Source organism: Paraburkholderia sp. IMGN_8 (assembly GCF_038050405.1).
Taxonomy (GTDB): Bacteria; Pseudomonadota; Gammaproteobacteria; order Burkholderiales; family Burkholderiaceae; genus Paraburkholderia.
The window spans coordinates 1,405,952-1,421,673 of the sequence record NZ_CP150900.1 but is presented as its reverse complement, the minus strand read 5'-3'; the positions used below and the strand labels follow the sequence as shown (position 1 = coordinate 1,421,673).

At 63.3% G+C, this 15,722-nt stretch carries 17 protein-coding genes and 1 riboswitch; of the genes, 13 read left to right on the top strand and 4 right to left on the bottom strand.

What is annotated here, in order from left to right; all coding sequences use genetic code 11:
* The first annotated feature begins 420 nt into the window (after positions 1 to 420).
* From WN982_RS06785 to WN982_RS06760, 6 genes are all read left to right on the top strand, one after another.
* Positions 421 to 831, top strand: a complete 411-nt coding sequence (locus tag WN982_RS06785; protein ID WP_341314975.1) for a GreA/GreB family elongation factor — start codon at positions 421 to 423, stop codon at positions 829 to 831.
* A gap of 193 nt (positions 832 to 1,024) precedes the next feature.
* A riboswitch (TPP riboswitch) is annotated at positions 1,025 to 1,143 on the top strand.
* Positions 1,144 to 1,325: 182 nt separating this feature from the next.
* Positions 1,326 to 3,257, top strand: a complete 1,932-nt coding sequence (thiC, locus tag WN982_RS06780) for a phosphomethylpyrimidine synthase ThiC (protein ID WP_341314974.1) — start codon at positions 1,326 to 1,328, stop codon at positions 3,255 to 3,257.
* 281 nt (positions 3,258 to 3,538) lie between these two features.
* Positions 3,539 to 3,751, top strand: a complete 213-nt coding sequence (locus tag WN982_RS06775) for a glycine zipper 2TM domain-containing protein (protein ID WP_341314973.1) — start codon at positions 3,539 to 3,541, stop codon at positions 3,749 to 3,751.
* Positions 3,752 to 3,964: 213 nt separating this feature from the next.
* Positions 3,965 to 4,399, top strand: coding sequence for a hypothetical protein (locus WN982_RS06770; RefSeq protein WP_341314972.1), 435 nt, complete (start codon positions 3,965 to 3,967; stop codon positions 4,397 to 4,399).
* Positions 4,400 to 4,600: 201 nt separating this feature from the next.
* Entirely contained in the window at positions 4,601 to 6,199 is a 1,599-nt protein-coding gene (locus WN982_RS06765) for an L-lactate permease (RefSeq protein WP_341314971.1), read from the top strand.
* Positions 6,200 to 6,567: 368 nt separating this feature from the next.
* A complete protein-coding gene (locus WN982_RS06760; protein ID WP_341314970.1) occupies positions 6,568 to 7,494 on the top strand; it encodes a DMT family transporter in 927 nt (308 codons plus the stop codon).
* 507 nt (positions 7,495 to 8,001) lie between these two features.
* On the opposite strand, the gene WN982_RS06755 is transcribed toward WN982_RS06760, so the two are convergent.
* Positions 8,002 to 8,142, bottom strand: a complete 141-nt coding sequence (locus tag WN982_RS06755; protein WP_341314969.1) for a hypothetical protein — start codon at positions 8,140 to 8,142, stop codon at positions 8,002 to 8,004.
* Between the two features lie 169 nt (positions 8,143 to 8,311).
* Positions 8,312 to 9,541 carry an outer membrane protein assembly factor BamC gene (gene bamC / locus WN982_RS06750; protein ID WP_341314968.1) on the bottom strand — a complete coding sequence of 410 codons (1,230 nt, stop codon included), beginning with the start codon at positions 9,539 to 9,541 and terminating at the stop codon, positions 8,312 to 8,314.
* 470 nt (positions 9,542 to 10,011) lie between these two features.
* Between bamC and WN982_RS06745 the strand changes: the two genes are divergently transcribed.
* Complete coding sequence (locus tag WN982_RS06745; protein WP_341314967.1) at positions 10,012 to 10,482, top strand: DUF2844 domain-containing protein; 471 nt, start codon at positions 10,012 to 10,014, stop codon at positions 10,480 to 10,482.
* A gap of 49 nt (positions 10,483 to 10,531) precedes the next feature.
* Here the strand turns inward: WN982_RS06745 and WN982_RS06740 are convergent, their stop codons facing one another.
* The gene (locus WN982_RS06740) at positions 10,532 to 10,834 is read right to left on the bottom strand and encodes a hypothetical protein (protein WP_341314966.1); all 303 of its coding nucleotides are present in this window, start codon (positions 10,832 to 10,834) and stop codon (positions 10,532 to 10,534) included.
* On the opposite strand from WN982_RS06740, the gene WN982_RS06735 reads away from it, so the two are divergent.
* The 4 genes from WN982_RS06735 (at position 10,770) to WN982_RS06720 (ending at position 13,118) form a co-directional block, all read left to right on the top strand.
* Positions 10,770 to 11,789 carry a DUF3443 domain-containing protein gene (locus tag WN982_RS06735; protein WP_341314965.1) on the top strand — a complete coding sequence of 340 codons (1,020 nt, stop codon included), beginning with the start codon at positions 10,770 to 10,772 and terminating at the stop codon, positions 11,787 to 11,789. The genes WN982_RS06740 and WN982_RS06735 overlap by 65 nt on opposite strands.
* 9 nt (positions 11,790 to 11,798) lie before the next feature.
* On the top strand, positions 11,799 to 12,629 hold the full coding sequence (locus WN982_RS06730) for a hypothetical protein (RefSeq protein WP_341315735.1): 831 nt from the start codon (positions 11,799 to 11,801) through the stop codon (positions 12,627 to 12,629).
* A gap of 81 nt (positions 12,630 to 12,710) precedes the next feature.
* Complete coding sequence (locus WN982_RS06725) at positions 12,711 to 12,917, top strand: hypothetical protein (protein ID WP_341314964.1); 207 nt, start codon at positions 12,711 to 12,713, stop codon at positions 12,915 to 12,917.
* A 48-nt stretch (positions 12,918 to 12,965) separates the two neighbouring features.
* Positions 12,966 to 13,118, top strand: a complete 153-nt coding sequence (locus tag WN982_RS06720) for a hypothetical protein (protein ID WP_341314963.1) — start codon at positions 12,966 to 12,968, stop codon at positions 13,116 to 13,118.
* Between the two features lie 104 nt (positions 13,119 to 13,222).
* Here the strand turns inward: WN982_RS06720 and WN982_RS06715 are convergent, their stop codons facing one another.
* Positions 13,223 to 13,768, bottom strand: a complete 546-nt coding sequence (locus WN982_RS06715; RefSeq protein WP_341314962.1) for a hypothetical protein — start codon at positions 13,766 to 13,768, stop codon at positions 13,223 to 13,225.
* Positions 13,769 to 14,030: 262 nt separating this feature from the next.
* On the opposite strand from WN982_RS06715, the gene WN982_RS06710 reads away from it, so the two are divergent.
* Together WN982_RS06710 and WN982_RS06705 are read left to right on the top strand one after the other, a co-directional pair.
* Positions 14,031 to 14,651 (top strand): cadmium resistance transporter, encoded by a 621-nt coding sequence (locus tag WN982_RS06710; RefSeq protein ID WP_341314961.1) that lies wholly within the window; start codon positions 14,031 to 14,033, stop codon positions 14,649 to 14,651.
* A 62-nt stretch (positions 14,652 to 14,713) separates the two neighbouring features.
* A complete protein-coding gene (locus tag WN982_RS06705) occupies positions 14,714 to 15,583 on the top strand; it encodes a methyltransferase (RefSeq protein ID WP_341314960.1) in 870 nt (289 codons plus the stop codon).
* Positions 15,584 to 15,722: the final 139 nt, after the last annotated feature.

The window sequence follows — 15,722 nt, the reverse complement described above, 5'->3', positions numbered from 1 at the left end:
ATAACGGCACAGGCCGCGGCGCCCTTGAACGCGCAGCAGTGAGAAACACCTCTACCGCCCCGCCCGCGCCCAGCACCGAACAAAGAGACGTCCCAGCTCGTGCTAGCATTCACCTTTCGAAGGCGCCGATTTCGCTTACATCCGGCGCTCACCCGAACTTCCTTCTTTATTCGCCGTTCCCGATGCGTTCTCCGATCTCCCGTGTCTTCACCCGCTTGCGCCTGTGCCGTGCAACCGGTTGCGCACGCGCGGACGTATCACCGCATCACCACGGCCAGCCGACCCGAACGCTCCCGCTTCCCGCCGCCCGGCGCCCGATCTGAACGCTGCTCCCCCTTCACCAGAGCCTCGTCGTCGGGCTCCGGGCCGATCTCATCCGCACGCTGTCCCCTACATGCAGATCGACTTGGAGAACCCGTCATGAAAAAGACGAAAACCTGTTACCTCACCGAACTCGACGTCGCCCGCCTTGAAAAGCACGCGGCCGCGCCCGGCGCCGACGCCAAGTTGCAAGGCATGCTCGACGACGTCCTGGAACGCGCCGTCATCGTCGACTCGCGCGACATTCCGGCGAATGTCGTCACGATGAATTCGCAGGCCACGCTAGTCGACGAAACCAGCGGCGAGCACATGACCTGGACGGTCGTCTATCCGCCCAACGCGGATTTCGCGCAGGGCCGCCTGAACGTGTTTTCGCCGGTCGGCCTCGCCTTGCTCGGCGCCAAACGCGGCGAACGCATCCGCTTCACGCCGCCAAGCGGTACGGAAAAAGTGCTGAAACTCGAACAGATCCTGTTTCAACCCGAAGCCGCTGACGATTTCACGCTGTAAGCAACCAACACAGACAAACACGAACGCGCTTTCGCGGCGCGCCGTTGTTGCATCGCCGCTGTTGCATCGCATCAACCCTGGCAGCCCAATCAACATAAGAATAGTCCACAGCCTGCCGGTGTGTTAGTTATATCCTCCATTCATAATTTCAAGACAGGTTGCCAAGCAGCGTCCGGCCGGTGTATCGTGTGCGCTGCTAACGCGGGGGTCCTGCGTCGCACGGAGGTTGGAGGTCCGTGTTGCGTGGGTGAGAAATACCCTTTGAACCTGATCTGGATAATGCCAGCGCAGGGAAGCGTACGGATTTCGCACCCAGGTCTACCGTTTCATCCATCGCGAATCCGACAACTTCCATCTCGTCTCCTGCTTAGCGGCCCCACATTGCTTTGGGACCAGAGTAAGTGCTTTGCATCAACTCGGGTCGACTGCAATAAATTGCATGGGACCCGAGTAAGCCGCTAAAGCGTCAACTCGGGTCGACACAGGAGATATGCATGAACGCCAATCCGAAGTTTCTTTCCGCCGACGCTCACGTCGATGAAGCCGCTGTCGCCCCCCTGCCGAATTCCCGCAAGGTCTACGTGAGCGGCTCGCGCCCCGATATCCGCGTGCCGATGCGCGAAATCTCCCAGGCCGATACGCCGGATAGCTTCGGCGGCGAAAAGAATCCGCCGGTCTTCGTCTACGATACGTCGGGCCCCTACTCCGATCCGGACGCAAAAATCGACATTCGCGCGGGTCTGCCGGCACTGCGTCAGCGCTGGATCGAAGAACGCGGCGACACCGAAGCGCTAACCGGCCTCTCCAGCGACTTCAGCCGCGAACGCGCCGCCGATATCGCCACCGCCGATCTGCGCTTCCAGGGCCTGCACCGCACGCCGCGCCGCGCCATCGCCGGCAAGAACGTGTCGCAGATGCACTACGCGCGTCGCGGCATCATCACGCCGGAAATGGAATACATCGCGATCCGCGAGAACCAGCAGCGCGCCGCGTATCTGGAAAGCCTGAAGACAAGCGGCCCGAACGGCGAAAAACTCGCGGCGATGATGGGCCGCCAGCATCCGGGCCAGGCGTTCGGCGCGAGCGCGTTCGGTCCGAACGGCCTCACGGAAATCACGCCTGAATTCGTGCGCGAAGAAGTCGCGCGCGGCCGCGCGATCATCCCGAACAACATCAACCACCCGGAAAGCGAGCCGATGATCATCGGCCGCAACTTCCTCGTGAAGGTGAATGCGAACATCGGCAACTCGGCGGTGACTTCGTCGATTGGCGAAGAAGTCGACAAGATGACCTGGGCGATCCGCTGGGGCGGCGACACGGTGATGGATCTCTCGACCGGCAAGCACATCCACGAAACGCGCGAATGGATCATCCGCAACAGCCCGGTGCCGATCGGCACGGTGCCGATCTATCAGGCGCTCGAAAAGGTCAACGGCAAGGCGGAAGATCTGACGTGGGAAATCTTCCGCGACACGCTGATCGAACAGGCCGAACAAGGCGTCGACTACTTCACGATCCACGCGGGCGTGCGTCTGCAATACGTGCCGCTGACGGCTAAGCGCATGACCGGCATCGTCTCGCGCGGCGGCTCGATCATGGCCAAGTGGTGCCTCGCGCACCACAAGGAAAGCTTCCTGTACGAGCACTTCGAAGACATCTGCGAAATCATGAAGGCGTATGACGTGGCCTTCTCGCTCGGCGACGGTCTGCGTCCCGGCTCGATCTACGATGCGAACGACGAAGCGCAGCTCGGCGAGCTGAAGACGCTCGGCGAACTGACGCAGATCGCGTGGAAGCACGACGTGCAGACAATGATCGAAGGCCCGGGCCACGTGCCGATGCAGCTCATCAAGGAAAACATGGACCTGCAACTGGAATGGTGCGACGAAGCGCCGTTCTACACGCTGGGACCGTTGACCACCGATATCGCCCCCGGCTACGACCACATCACGTCGGGCATCGGCGCGGCGATGATCGGCTGGTTCGGTACGGCGATGCTTTGTTACGTCACGCCGAAGGAACACCTTGGGCTTCCGAACAAGGACGACGTCAAGACCGGCATCATCACGTACAAGCTCGCCGCGCACGCGGCCGATCTGGCAAAGGGCCATCCGGGCGCGCAGGTGCGTGACAATGCGTTGTCGAAGGCGCGTTTCGAATTCCGTTGGGAAGACCAGTTCAATCTCGGTCTCGACCCGGACAAGGCACGCGAATTCCACGACGAAACGCTGCCGAAGGATTCGGCGAAGGTCGCCCACTTCTGTTCGATGTGCGGGCCGCACTTCTGCTCGATGAAGATCACCCAGGACGTGCGCGAGTTCGCCGCGCAACAGGGTGTCACCGACGACGAAGCGCTGCGCAAAGGCATGGAAGTGAAGTCGATCGAGTTCATGAAGAAAGGCGCCGAGATTTATCAGCGGCAGTAAGGGTCGGAAAGGCGGGCGCAGTTTCGCGCGACCGCTGCTGAACCGCCCAAATCACCTGAACCACCTGAACCGCTGCGTTGCAGCGTCGAAGCCCGCCACCGGCGGGCTTTTGCGTTTCTGCAAGAGCGGGCACGGCGCATGCTGCTCCATGGGAAACATTTGATTACGAAACCGACAGTCTGCTGACAAGCGCACACATCTGGATACGGGCTGCGGCGATAAGATCAAATAAAGGACGGCGAGAGCCTGTCCTGTTCTGAATAACCACTGGAGTAGGGATCATGAAATCGATTCGTCAGATCGGTACCTTCGCGGCTATCGTCGCGGTTGTCGCGAGTCTTTCGGCGTGTGACGGCATGACCACACGGCAGCGCGATACGGCAATCGGCGCAGGCATCGGCGGCGTGGCGGGTGCGGCGATCGGCGGCAACGCGCTTTCGACTCTCGGCGGTGCAGCGGCAGGCGGCATTATCGGCAATCAGGTCGGCAAGTAAATAACGCGAAGCGAGCCGCGCTCGTGGTTGCGGCTCGCGAACGGCTGCAAGCGCCGCGACTACTGGCGAGAGCATGACGCCGGCCGCTTCAAACACGCTGTGCAATGACGTGAAATAAGCCGTTACGGTTCTGCAATCCTGCGCGGGCGACCGCGGCGTAAGCTCATGGCATGGCGCCCAGACAGCGGCGTCCGATGCAAACAGGAGCGCGTCATGAAGTCCCGCGTCATCAATACCCTCAGCGCGATGAGCCAGCGGCTGCCCCGCCGCACACCACGTCTTTCACAGATGGGCATTGCGCTTACCGGCGCGGTCTGCGTTTTGACCTTGTCCGGCTGCTATTACCCATACGGCTATTACCCGTACGGCTACTACCCTTACTACGCTACCGTCCCCGCCGCTGCGGCACAACGCGAAGTGCCAGTGGGAACTAACGGCACGACAGCGGAAGCCGATGCGCAATACTGGCCGCCGGCCTATGTGGTCGCGCAACCGCCGCCCGTCTACGTTGCGCCGGTCTACCCCGCTTACTATCCGCCGCCCGTGTATCCGGCTTACTACGGCTATCCCGGCTGGTATGGACCGTCCCTGTCGATCGGCTTCGGCTGGTGGGGCGGCCACGGGGGCGGGCACGGCCGCCATCACTGAAGCGCGTTTCGCCCGTAGTTTCCCTTCTTGACGCGCCGCGCCCGGGCTCTATGCTTGGGGTTGCCACACGCAGTATTCGTTTAAATAAGCGCCCCGGCGCGCCTTTCACACGTGCCGCCGACGCTCATCCGTCAGACCAGAGCGACGCGCCCGGTAGTGCGTAGTCCCGCGTCGAGATCGAATAACAACGAAGGAGACGCGATGTTTCACCAACTACTCACGCCCGTCGGCAATTCGCCATTGCCATCGTTCCTCGTCGCCGCACTGCCGATCGTCGTCGTGCTGCTGTTGCTCGGCTGGGCGCGCCGGCCGGCGTGGCAGGCTTCGCTCGCAGGTCTGATCGTCGGGTTGATCGTCGCGATCTTCGTCTGGCAGTTCCCGGTGAAGCTCGCGGTCGATTCGGTGGTCGCGGGGGCGGTGTTCGCCTGCTGGCCGGTCATGTGGATCGTGTTCGCGGCGATCCTGCTCTACAACATCTCGCAGCGCTCAGGCCGCTTCGCGGCATTCCGCATGTGGATGATCGACAACCTGCCGAACGACCGGCGCGTCGTGCTGGTGGTGATCGGCTTCTCGTTCGGTGCGCTGCTCGAAGGAATCTCAGGCTTCGGCACGCCGGTCGCGATCACCAGTTCGCTGCTGATCCTGCTCGGCTTTCCGACGCTCGAGGCGCTCACCTTCACGCTGATCTTCAACACGGCGCCGGTCGCGTTCGGCGCGCTGGGCGTGCCGATCACGGTGCTCGGCGCGGTCACGCACCTGCCGGCCGACTCGCTCGCCAAGATGGTCGGCCGCCAGTTGCCGTTCTTTGCCCTCCTGCTGCCGTTCTATGTGATCGGCATATATGCGGGCATTCGCAACATGCTGCGCGTGTGGCCAGTGCTGCTGGTGTCGGGCGCGAGCTTCGCGCTGACGCAGTTCGTCGCGTCGAATTACGTGAACTACAGCCTGACCGATGTGTTGTCGTCACTGGTGTCGCTGGTCCTGACGATCGCGTTCCTGCGCGTCTGGAAACCCGCCGCCGATCCGACATTCGCCATCAACATCGACCGCGTCGGCGAGGTGCGCGGCAAGATCAGCGGCGGCCAGGGCTGGTATCCGTGGATCATCGTCTCGGTGGTGGTGATCGTCTGGACCGTCACCAAGATCTTCCTGATCGGCGACGTCAAGGTGCCGTGGCCGGGGCTCGACAAAGCCGTCTTCATTACGCTGTACAACACGCCGTACAGCGCGGTGTGGGACTTCCAGCCGCTTGGCACCGGCACGGCGATTCTGGTGGCCGCCATCATCACGTCGCTGGCGGTGGGATCGGGCGTGCGCGAATTCGGCGCGGCGATCGTCGATACCTGGGTTCAGACGCGCATCGCCATTCTTACGGTGGCGACGATCGTCGGGCTCGCGTATCTGATGAACTACTCGGGCCTCAACTACACACTCGGTCTCGGTGTCGCGTCGGTTGGACCGTTCTTTCCGCTGGTGTCCGCCTTCCTCGGCTGGGTCGCCGTGTTCCTGTCCGGCAGCGATACGTCGGGCAACGCGCTGTTCGGCAACCTGCAAGTGGTGGCCGCTAACCAGTTGAACCTCAACCCGATTTTGATGGCGGCGACCAACTCGTCCGGCGGCGTGATGGGCAAGATGATCTCACCGCAAAACATCTCGACAGGGGTGGCGACCACGGACCTCAAAGGCAAGGAAGGCGTCGTGTTCGCGAAGACCTTCAAGCATTCGATTCTGTTGACGGTGATACTCGGCCTGCTCGTCTGGCTGCAGCAGAACGTCTTGCAGGGGATGATTCCGCACTGAATGCTGCATGTGTTCATCGGCGGGCGGGCTTTTCGGATGGCGCGCCCGGTTTGTTTTGGGCCGTATGTTTGTCTCGCCCGGAAGGTTTGCGCAAGCGGTGCGCTGCCGCAATAAAATTCATGCGCACCCAGCGCCCACCCCATCACGCCTGCCTTGCCCGCCGCTCCGCCTCACGTTCATCGCAATTTTTCTCACATCAGCGTGAGAATTACTCGCTTTGCGCGCGCCCCGACCGCGCTTACGATCACACCACCAGACGCCTTTCATCTCCCGAATCTTGCCGTTTCATTCCAGCCTGAAACGTTTCGTGCGATTGCGCTGCTACGATGCGCTGGCGTCTCGACTCAACCGCGCGCGGCGCCACCACAATGAATACTAGAAACCTGTTGCAGTTGCTGATCCTTGCCGCCCTATGGGGCGCGTCGTTTCTGTTTATCCGCGTCGGCGTGACCGACTTCGGTGTCGCGCCGCTGATGGCGCTGCGTGTCGGCATCGGCGCGGCCTTCCTTGCGATCGTGCTGATCGCGCGACGGCCGCTGCGCGAGTCCGCAACGACGCTGCGCACGCGGGCCTTTCCGCTGCTGGTAGTCGGCATCCTGAATTCGGCGGCGCCCTTCTGTTTCTTCGCGTATGCGGAGTTGACGCTGTCGGCGGGCGTCACGTCGGTGATCAATGCAACCACGCCGCTGTGGGGCGCGCTCGTCGCGTTTCTATGGCTGCGCGATCGCCTGAGCGCGCTGCGCACGCTCGGTCTCGTGATCGGCTTTCTCGGCGTATTGATGCTGGTGTGGGATCAGATCGCCGCGCCGAACGGCTCGGCCGCCACGCCGCTGACGACCGCGCTCGCGGCCGGCGCCGCGCTCGGCGCCACGCTGCTGTATGGAGTCGCCGCCAGTTACACGAAGCGGCATCTGACCGGCGTCGACGCATTGACCGTCGCAACCGGCACGATGACCGGCGCTACCATCGTTTTGCTGCCGCTCGCCGTGATCTACTGGCCGGCCGCGCCGATCTCGCTGCATGCATGGGGAGCGGTGATCGCGCTGGGTGTCGCGTGTACCGGCGTCGCGTACATGCTGTTCTTCCACCTGATCGCTGTGGCCGGACCGGCACGTGCAATCACGGTGACCTTCGTGATCCCGATCTTCGGCATTCTGTGGGGCGCGCTGTTCCTCAACGAAAGCGTGTCGCCCGGCATGCTGGAAGGCTGCGGCGTGATTCTGGTCGGCACCGCGCTCGCTACCGGCGTGGTCAAACGGCTGCCGTGGGTCGGACCGCGCCGCGCCGACACCTGAACTCCCGCCTCGGCGACGTCCTCAGCGTCGCCCCATCTGCTGATCGCATCAATTCCCGCGTCCCAAAAAAATAGCCCGCACTCCAATGGAGTGCGGGCAAAACCGTCGCCCTACGAGGATAGGCGACGGGGCCACCGAGGCCGCGCGCCACGCGCGCAGGCCGTCATCGGGCTAAGCACCGGCTCGTCGGCCGGTGCTGGAATGGTCTGGGAACCGCCGGGCTGAGACTCGCCACAAAGCTCACGTCGGGCATGCTCATCCGGCCCCATGAGCTTTAGTAAGCAGCTTGCGTGCCAACTGTGGAACACCACGAGAAATGGTTCGCAAGGCATTGATTATTATTAGAATTCCCTGCGACCCGAGAGTTTGGCGAGGAGCGATGGAAGGCGCTTCGAGCGCTTGGAGAGTTACGTCACCGGCGTAACGTCACGTTACATGCGGCCACACGCAGCGGCCGCGAGGCGCTGCTTTAAGCGCTTGTGAACCGCTTTGATTTCAAGGCGCCGGTCATTTCGTACGCTGCGCCGGAGGCCGCATCCGCAGGCCGTTCGGCCGCCGCGGTTCAGGCGGCGCCAGTGCTGCGCCGCACACGATTGCCAGGGCGAGCAAGCTCGCCACCCACATCCAGTAAGGAATCACGTCAAACATGGCCACCCCCCGTTGATAAGCCGGTTTGTAACGGCATGCCCGCACGGAAGCAAAACGCGTGCGCAGCAAGGCACACGTCTACGGCCGATGGCGCGAAGCATAAAAAAACCCGCCCGGTTTGCATTCCGGGCGGGTTTTCAGACAGCGCCTTTGCGTACTACGGCTTCGTTCAGCGCAACTGGTCGACCATCAGACTCATGATCTGCTTGGCCGGCGCGCTCTGATCAATCTGTCCCTTGTCGTCGACCACTGCCACACGGGTCTGGTTCGGCGTCACCGCGCGCACGTTCACGCGATACTGCTTGGCGACCTTTTCCTTCTTGCCGTGGAACACCTGGCTCCAGAAGCCTTGCTCCGCCGAGGTCATATCCTTCGGATCGACGTAGCGCACGAAGTACAGCCCGCGGTTGAGATCGCGATCGTCGACGGTGAAGTTGCTGCGATCGAGCGCGAGGCCCACGCGCAGCCAGGCACGGTCATACGGCTCGCCGAGCGTCAACTCGGTGGACGAGAACTGCGCCGCGGTATTCGCCGAGTCTGCGTCAGGCATTGGCTGCTGCGCCGACAGCGCGACGTTTTGCGCCGCTGTGGCCGCAGCCGCCGACTTCGCCCCCGCCGTGGCGGCATTCGGCGCCGTTTGCGCGCCGGCCGGCGACAGGTCGGCCAGCGTATCGCCCGACTTGGCCCGCGAATCGGCGAGCGCCAGCGAAGCCATCAGGCGCTTCAGATATTCCGTTTCGAGGCCGGGATCGTTCGGCTTCGGTTCCCACTTGCTCGAATCGTTGTTCGGGCCGGTAAGCGCCTCGCGCATGCCTTTCTGGCTGATGAACACATAGGTGCCGCCGTTGGGCGCCACTTCGAGACGCGTGCGATATTTGTTGCGCTCCGAGGTCACATAGCTGTTGCCCATCGCCTTCGACAGCGTGCTGCGGATCAGGCCCTCGTTGATTTGCGCGTGAGTTTCGTTCCAGTCGGTTTCCATCACACCCTTGTCGCGCTGGTCGACCACCAGCAGGAAGCCCTGTTCCTGCCAGAAGCGGCGGATTTGCGCCCACGCCTGGTCGGGCGCCTTGTTGTCGATCACCAGCCAGCTTTCGGTGCCGTCGCGCTGGATATGCATGCCGGTAACGGCCGGCACGACGGCCAGGGTGTTCGCGGCCGGCGCTTGTGCCTGCACCTGCTTGAGCGTGGACAGCGAGGTTTCGCCGCCTTGCGGGGGCAACGAACGCTGATCGGCCGTCTCATCGATCATGTTCGGCGGTACGGCAAGTGACACTTGCTTCGATTTCGAGTCGCTCTTGTAGTCGATTTTGGTCGGCGACGAGGTACCGCAGCCGGCGACCAGCCCGCCTGCCATCAGCATTACTGCAAACCGCTTGGTAAGACGAAGATCAGTCATGTTCGGGGAATCCTTCCGCTACGCCACGGCAAGTTTCCGTGGATCAACCCAACATTTTACCGATCCCGGCGGCACATGTGCAAAAAGTGGGGTTTGCCGGCGAATTGGACTGCGCGAGGCGGGCGAAACACACGGGGTGATGGCGTTCGAGCAAGCCGTCGAGTCGCCGTGTCCGGCGACCTTGCCGGCATCCCAAAACGGTCCGATGCCGAGCTCGCCGGTTACCTCGGTCGCTTCATCGAGCGGCGAAATTTAACAGTTCACAACACTTCCTTTTAGCATGTCAGCCCCCCCCCTACATCGTCGTCAGAGCCTTATTTTAAAAGACGCTTCCCGGTCTCGCCGCCCGCCGATTTTGAGATTACGGAAAGCGACGCATGCTCCGCCCTACAAAGGTCAGGAACCCTGGGTGTTATCTTGAATTGGCCATCTTGATAAAAATTCGCGGACCGCCTGCGAAGCACACTGCCATGCCAAACCCTTCTTTCCGACCGACCGTCAACGCCTGTGTGACGGTGCTCATTCTGCTGCTAGGCAACGCCGACGCGCGCGCCGAACTGGGCGGGACGATGCCCAACGAGGCAGATCCGGCGGTTGCCGGGGCCTCGCCGCAAACCCTGCTGAACGGCGCACTGCGCATGCGCACGCTGACCGATGCGGGCAATACCACCCTCAACGAATACGCGTCGAGCACGGGCCAGATCATCGCTTACACGTGGCAGGGCCCGACGATGCCCGATCTGCGCGCGCTGCTAGGAAAGTACGTCGATTCCTACCGGGCGGGCGCTGCCGCTTTGACGGCGGGCGGCAATCTGCACACTTCGCGGGTGGTCCGGCCGGACGTGATCGTTGAATCCGGCGGGCCGATGCGCGGCTATGCCGGGCGCGCGTGGCTGCCGGCGGCCCTGCCGCCCGGCATCACGTCCAACGACTTCCGCTGATTGGCCGGCTCCGTCAAGGGACACTATAAAAAACCATGAAGACACCCTTTCATTTCCACACCCTGCTCCTGATCTGCGCTGCACTTGCGGGTTGCGGCGGTGGCGGCAGCAGCAGCTCCTCGGCTACCCCAACCCTGGCCAGTGCCGCGAGCGTGCCAGCGGCCGCCACGCCCGCCTCGTCATCATCCGGAACGGCGGTAACCGGCAGGTCCGCCTCCGTGCCGCAGTCGACCACGCCCAACGTCCAGCCGATCACGGTCAGCACCGCGCCTGGCCTGACGCGCAACATGCTGACGACCAGCGTCACCGTCTGCCAGCCCGGCACCGGCAATTGCGCGACGGTCGACAACATTCAGGTCGATACCGGCTCGCACGGCTTGCGGATTCTCGCGTCGGCGCTGCCGGCCAGCCTGTCGCTCGCGGCCGTCGCGTCGGGCCGCGGCATCGCCGGCGAGTGCGCGGTGTTCGGTGGCGGCTATGCGTGGGGCTCGGTGCGCAGTGCGGACGTTCGCATGGCCGGTCAGTTGGCCGCGTCGCTTCCGATCCAGCTGATCGCGGACTCCGCGCTGCCGAACGTGCCCACCGACTGCGCGGGCTCAGGGCCGGCGATGCTGACAGTGGACAGCCTGCGCGCCAACGGCATTCTCGGCGTCGGCCTGTTCGCGGCCGACTGCGGCAGCGGCTGCGCCAATGCGGCGCTGCCCCGCTGGTACTACAGGTGCGACGCCAGCGGCGCCTGCCTCGCCAGTGCGCATGCCCTCGCGCAACAAGTGACCAATCCGGTCAGCCGCTTCGCGCTGGACAACAACGGCGTCGTGATCGACCTCCCGGCGATTGCAGACGGCGGCGCGGCCAGCGTGTCAGGCTCGATGATCTTCGGCATCGGCACCCAGGCGAACAACACGCTCGGCAGTGCGACCGTCGTCAAGGCGAATCAGCAGACGGGCTATGTGCGCACCACCAGCGCCGGCCAGGCCTATTCGCAAAGTTACGTCGACAGCGGCTCGAACGGGCTGTTTTTCGCCAGCACCCAGTTTCCGCAATGCGGCTACTGGTACTGCCCGAGTTCGACGCAAACGGTGAGCGCCGCGATGATGGGCATCGATGGCGCGTCGAGCACGGTGTCGTTTGCGGTCGGCAATTCACGCGCACTGTTCGCATCGTCGAATAATGCGTTCAACAATCTGGCAGGGATTGCCAGCAACAGCTTCGGTTGGGGCCTGCCATTCTTTTTCGGACGGCGCGTCTACACGGCGATCGCGTCGCGCGTCACGTCGGCCGGGCCCGGTCCTTTTTATGCGTTCTGAGCGCCAGGCATCAGGACCCACCTTCCAATAGACAACGCCGTAAGACGCGCTCAGCCCGGCGCTGAATCGCACTTCCACATCAAATTTCAAATTCGCCACACTGAACGAAGAGAACACTTCATCGCGGCGCTGGCGCTCCTTCAGCACAACCGTGGCGAGCTGGACGGCAGCTTCAAAGCTTCGGGCATGGTCAATCTGCCTCCCCGCGAGCAACGTAAACGTTTCTGCACGCGCCTGACGAGCGCCATGTCGACGTTGTTCGCCGACCTGGATTTCCGGCCGTCCACCGAGTGCTTCAGATTGTTCCTCACGCCACATGAATGGATCGTCTTGCTGTTCTCCACCACCGCGTTCGGCAATGCAGATCATGTCACCCGTTACCTGAATCCCCGCGGCCCGGAGAATGCGCAGTTTCTACCCGGGGACAGCTTCATCGAGAAGCTCTGCGTGCTCTACTCGACCGAATCCGAGCTGGAACTCGACTTCGCCGCGCTTTGGGCGTACGACAAAACCATCGCCGCCTGTCTCGCCCTCGTCTTGCTGGCGCCGGTCTTCAAGGGTTCGCAGAGCGCGCACGGCAAGCGTGAAGCGCTGCTGGAATGGCTGCCCGGCAAGCTGCAGCAAATCGACGACCTCGACGCCCTGCCGACCGCCTTACTGCACAACGCATACATGTTCTGCAGCTACGCCGACACCCCGCTGCGGCATGCGATCAAGCAGGACATCAATGTGCTGGTGCGCCGCAAGCTGACGCAACTGGGTCTGACCGACCTGCCCGCGCCGAAGCCGGCGCCTACCAAGGGGCGCGCGCGGCGCGGCAAGAAGCCGCTCATGTGGTAGTGCTGGAGTGGTTCAGCGGCGCACTCGATCAATCGCACGCACTCGCGCACGCTCGAAGCCGCGCGCGAACATTTCGAGGTGGTGGGCTTCGGTTATGCGCTCGACGACGCCGGGCGGGCGATCTTTGACCGCTTCATCGAGTTCGAGCAGCCTGACTATATCGGCGAATTGCTGAAAACGATTCGCGACTTTGCCGAGGCCGAACAGCCGGACGTGCTGTATATGCCCAGCGTGGGCATATTCGTGATGACGGTGTTCATGTCGAACCTGCGCATCGCGCCGTTGTAGATCGCGGGGCTGGGCCACCCCGCCACCACGCGTTCCGTTACGGCAGCCGTGCGGCTGATCGACGAGCACGATGAACGCACCGAGTTGCGGCAGCGCCTGATCGATACGCGGGCCGTGGACCGTTGCTTCGAAGGACGGCCGCAGGCATTCGGCGAAAGCGTGCTGAAACTGGTACGCAAAAACAAAAGCCGCCACGCGTAGGCGGCGGCTTGAGATTGATCAGGGTCTAGCCAGATTCGACCGTGCTCGTTGAGCACTGAGCCTAAGCGGAGCACTGCCCGGAGAACCAGGCGCAGCGGGAAACGCTACTCCGCGGCTTCGCTGGCGGCGCCATTGGCGGGCGCGGCCAGCGATTCCGGCGCCAGCCAGCTGAATACGTTCAGCGCCGAGCCTTGGAACGTGCACTCGGCGGCGGCCGCCTTGATGGTCTTCTTCGGCTTGGCGGGTTTGAGCGAGACAGCCTCGGCCCCGGACGCAGAAGCCGGCGACCCGACCAAGCTCGCCGATGCCCCCGAAGCGGAAGACACCGCAGAAGCCGCGCGCGCACCCGACGCCGCGTGAGGCGCATTCGCCACCCGCGCGGCAGAGGCGGCCGTAGCGGCGGACGCTGCCGAGGCCGCCGCGACTTCCGACGCGGTGATTACATGCTCGATCGCCCCTTCGACAACCACTCGCGAACCGTCGATGCCGGCGCCCGTATGGGCGATCTTCAGCGTATCCGACGACGTTTCAGCCAGCTTGTTTCGCATCAACTGCTCGCACGCGTCCGAGTTCTTGTAGACGGCCGTGCAGGCGGCCAGCAGCGCGGCAGCGGTCGTGACGCAGGCGATAGAGAGAATCCGAATCTTCATTGATGTTCCGTTTTTCAGGCCGTCGGCAATTGTAGCTTACGGCCCGCTCCATCGGCACCGGGGCGGCGCGGCACCGCACGTGCACGGAGGTCAAACGCCGGCGCGAATATCAGGCAAGACAACGCGACGCCTTGACCGCAACGCCGCGCATCGGCATCGTGTTGACCGGCCGCATTGCCTCAATGTGCTGCTGCCACCTCTGCCTGGGTCCAGCTTGACGGTCCGGCTTCGTCTTCCACTCCGTACCGATCGGCTTTCCTGCATGCTCAGCCTCGCCCTGCTCGCCGTCGCGGCCTACGCCGCCACCAACGTGGACAACCTGTTCGTGCTGCTCGCCTTCCTTGCGGAAGCGCGCGGCCGCCGGCGTCGCGTGATCGCCGGCCAGTTCGCCGGCTCGATAGCACTGATCGTGGTGTCGATCCTGCTCGCCGCGTTGTTGACGCGTTTGCCGTTTGGCTATGTCGGTCTGCTCGGTTTCTTGCCGATCGGTGTGGGTCTGAGCAAAGCATGGACGCGCCTGGGTCCCGGCAACGCATGGGACGAAGAAGAAGCAGCGCACGCCGCCGCTTGCACGCCTGTATCGAACAACGGCTCGTCGTGGTGGACAGTGGCGTGCGTGGCCGTCGCCAACGGCTCGGACAATATCGCCGTCTATGTGCCGTTGTACGCGAGCCATTCGCACCGTGATGGTGCGCTGATCTCGCTGGTGTTCGTCGCGATGATCGGCCTGTGGTGTGCCGGTGCGGTATGGCTGGTCGCGCATCCGCTGCTGGGCGCGCCGATCCGGCGCTACGGCACCGCGCTGTTGCCGCTGATCCTGCTGGTGATCGGCGTCTCGGTGATCGTGCAGAACGATACGCTGCGGGCCGTATTCGGTATCTGAAGCATATCGTTATACCGATTCCCGATTTCTTTCCGGGACGAACGCGCCCGATAATCGGGATCATGAACGCCCACTCCACCTCCAAAGCCCGCGCGCGGCGTCAGACGCTCGCGGCATTGAGCGCCGCGCTGCTGCTGGCAGCATGCGCCGCACCGACAGCGTCGACATCGTCGGCCGCGCCTGATCCGGTTTCGCTCGACGCCGCGATTTCCGGAGCGCAGCGCAGCGATAAGGCCCGCGCACGCGACGTGTACCGTCATCCGAAGGAGACGCTGCAATTCTTCGAGGTCGCGCCGTCGCAGAGCGTGCTCGAGATCGCGCCGGGCGGCGGCTGGTACACGGACATCCTTGCACCCTATCTGCACGACCACGGCAAACTATACGAGGCGCAATACGACAGCCCGCTCGCGTCCGCGGCGGAAGAAGAACAGGCGGGACGAGCGGCATTCGAGCGCAAGCTGGCGGCCACGCCCGCCGTCTACGGCAACGTGGTGGTCGGTACGCTGCGAGCGGGCCAGTTCAGCGGTTTCCCGGCGGACAACAGCATCGACCGGGTGCTGACGTTCCGCAATATCCATAACTGGATCAAGGACGGCCAGATCGACGCGAATCTGCGCGCCTTCTATGCGGCGCTGAAACCGGGCGGCATCCTCGGCGTCGAAGAACATCGCGCGGCGCCGGGCACCTCGTTGCAGCAGACCATCGACACCGGTTACGTGACCGAAACCTATGTGATCGAACATGCGCGCGCGGCGGGCTTCGAATTGCTCGGCCAGAGCGAAGTGAACGACAATCCGCGCGACACGAAGAACTACCCGAACGGCGTGTGGTCACTGCCGCCCACGTACGAAGGTGGCGACGTCGACCGAGCGAAATATGCGGAGATCGGCGAATCGGATCGCATGACCTTGCGGTTCATGAAACCGAAGTAAGCCGGGATTGCCGCATCCCAAGCTTGACGCCATCCAGATAATGTGGTCCTATTGCGCACTATGTACCGCGCCCAGACCATCCTATCGCTACTACTAGCCCGCTCTACCGGGCTAGGTCTGCTGCTGCGCGCTTCCGTCT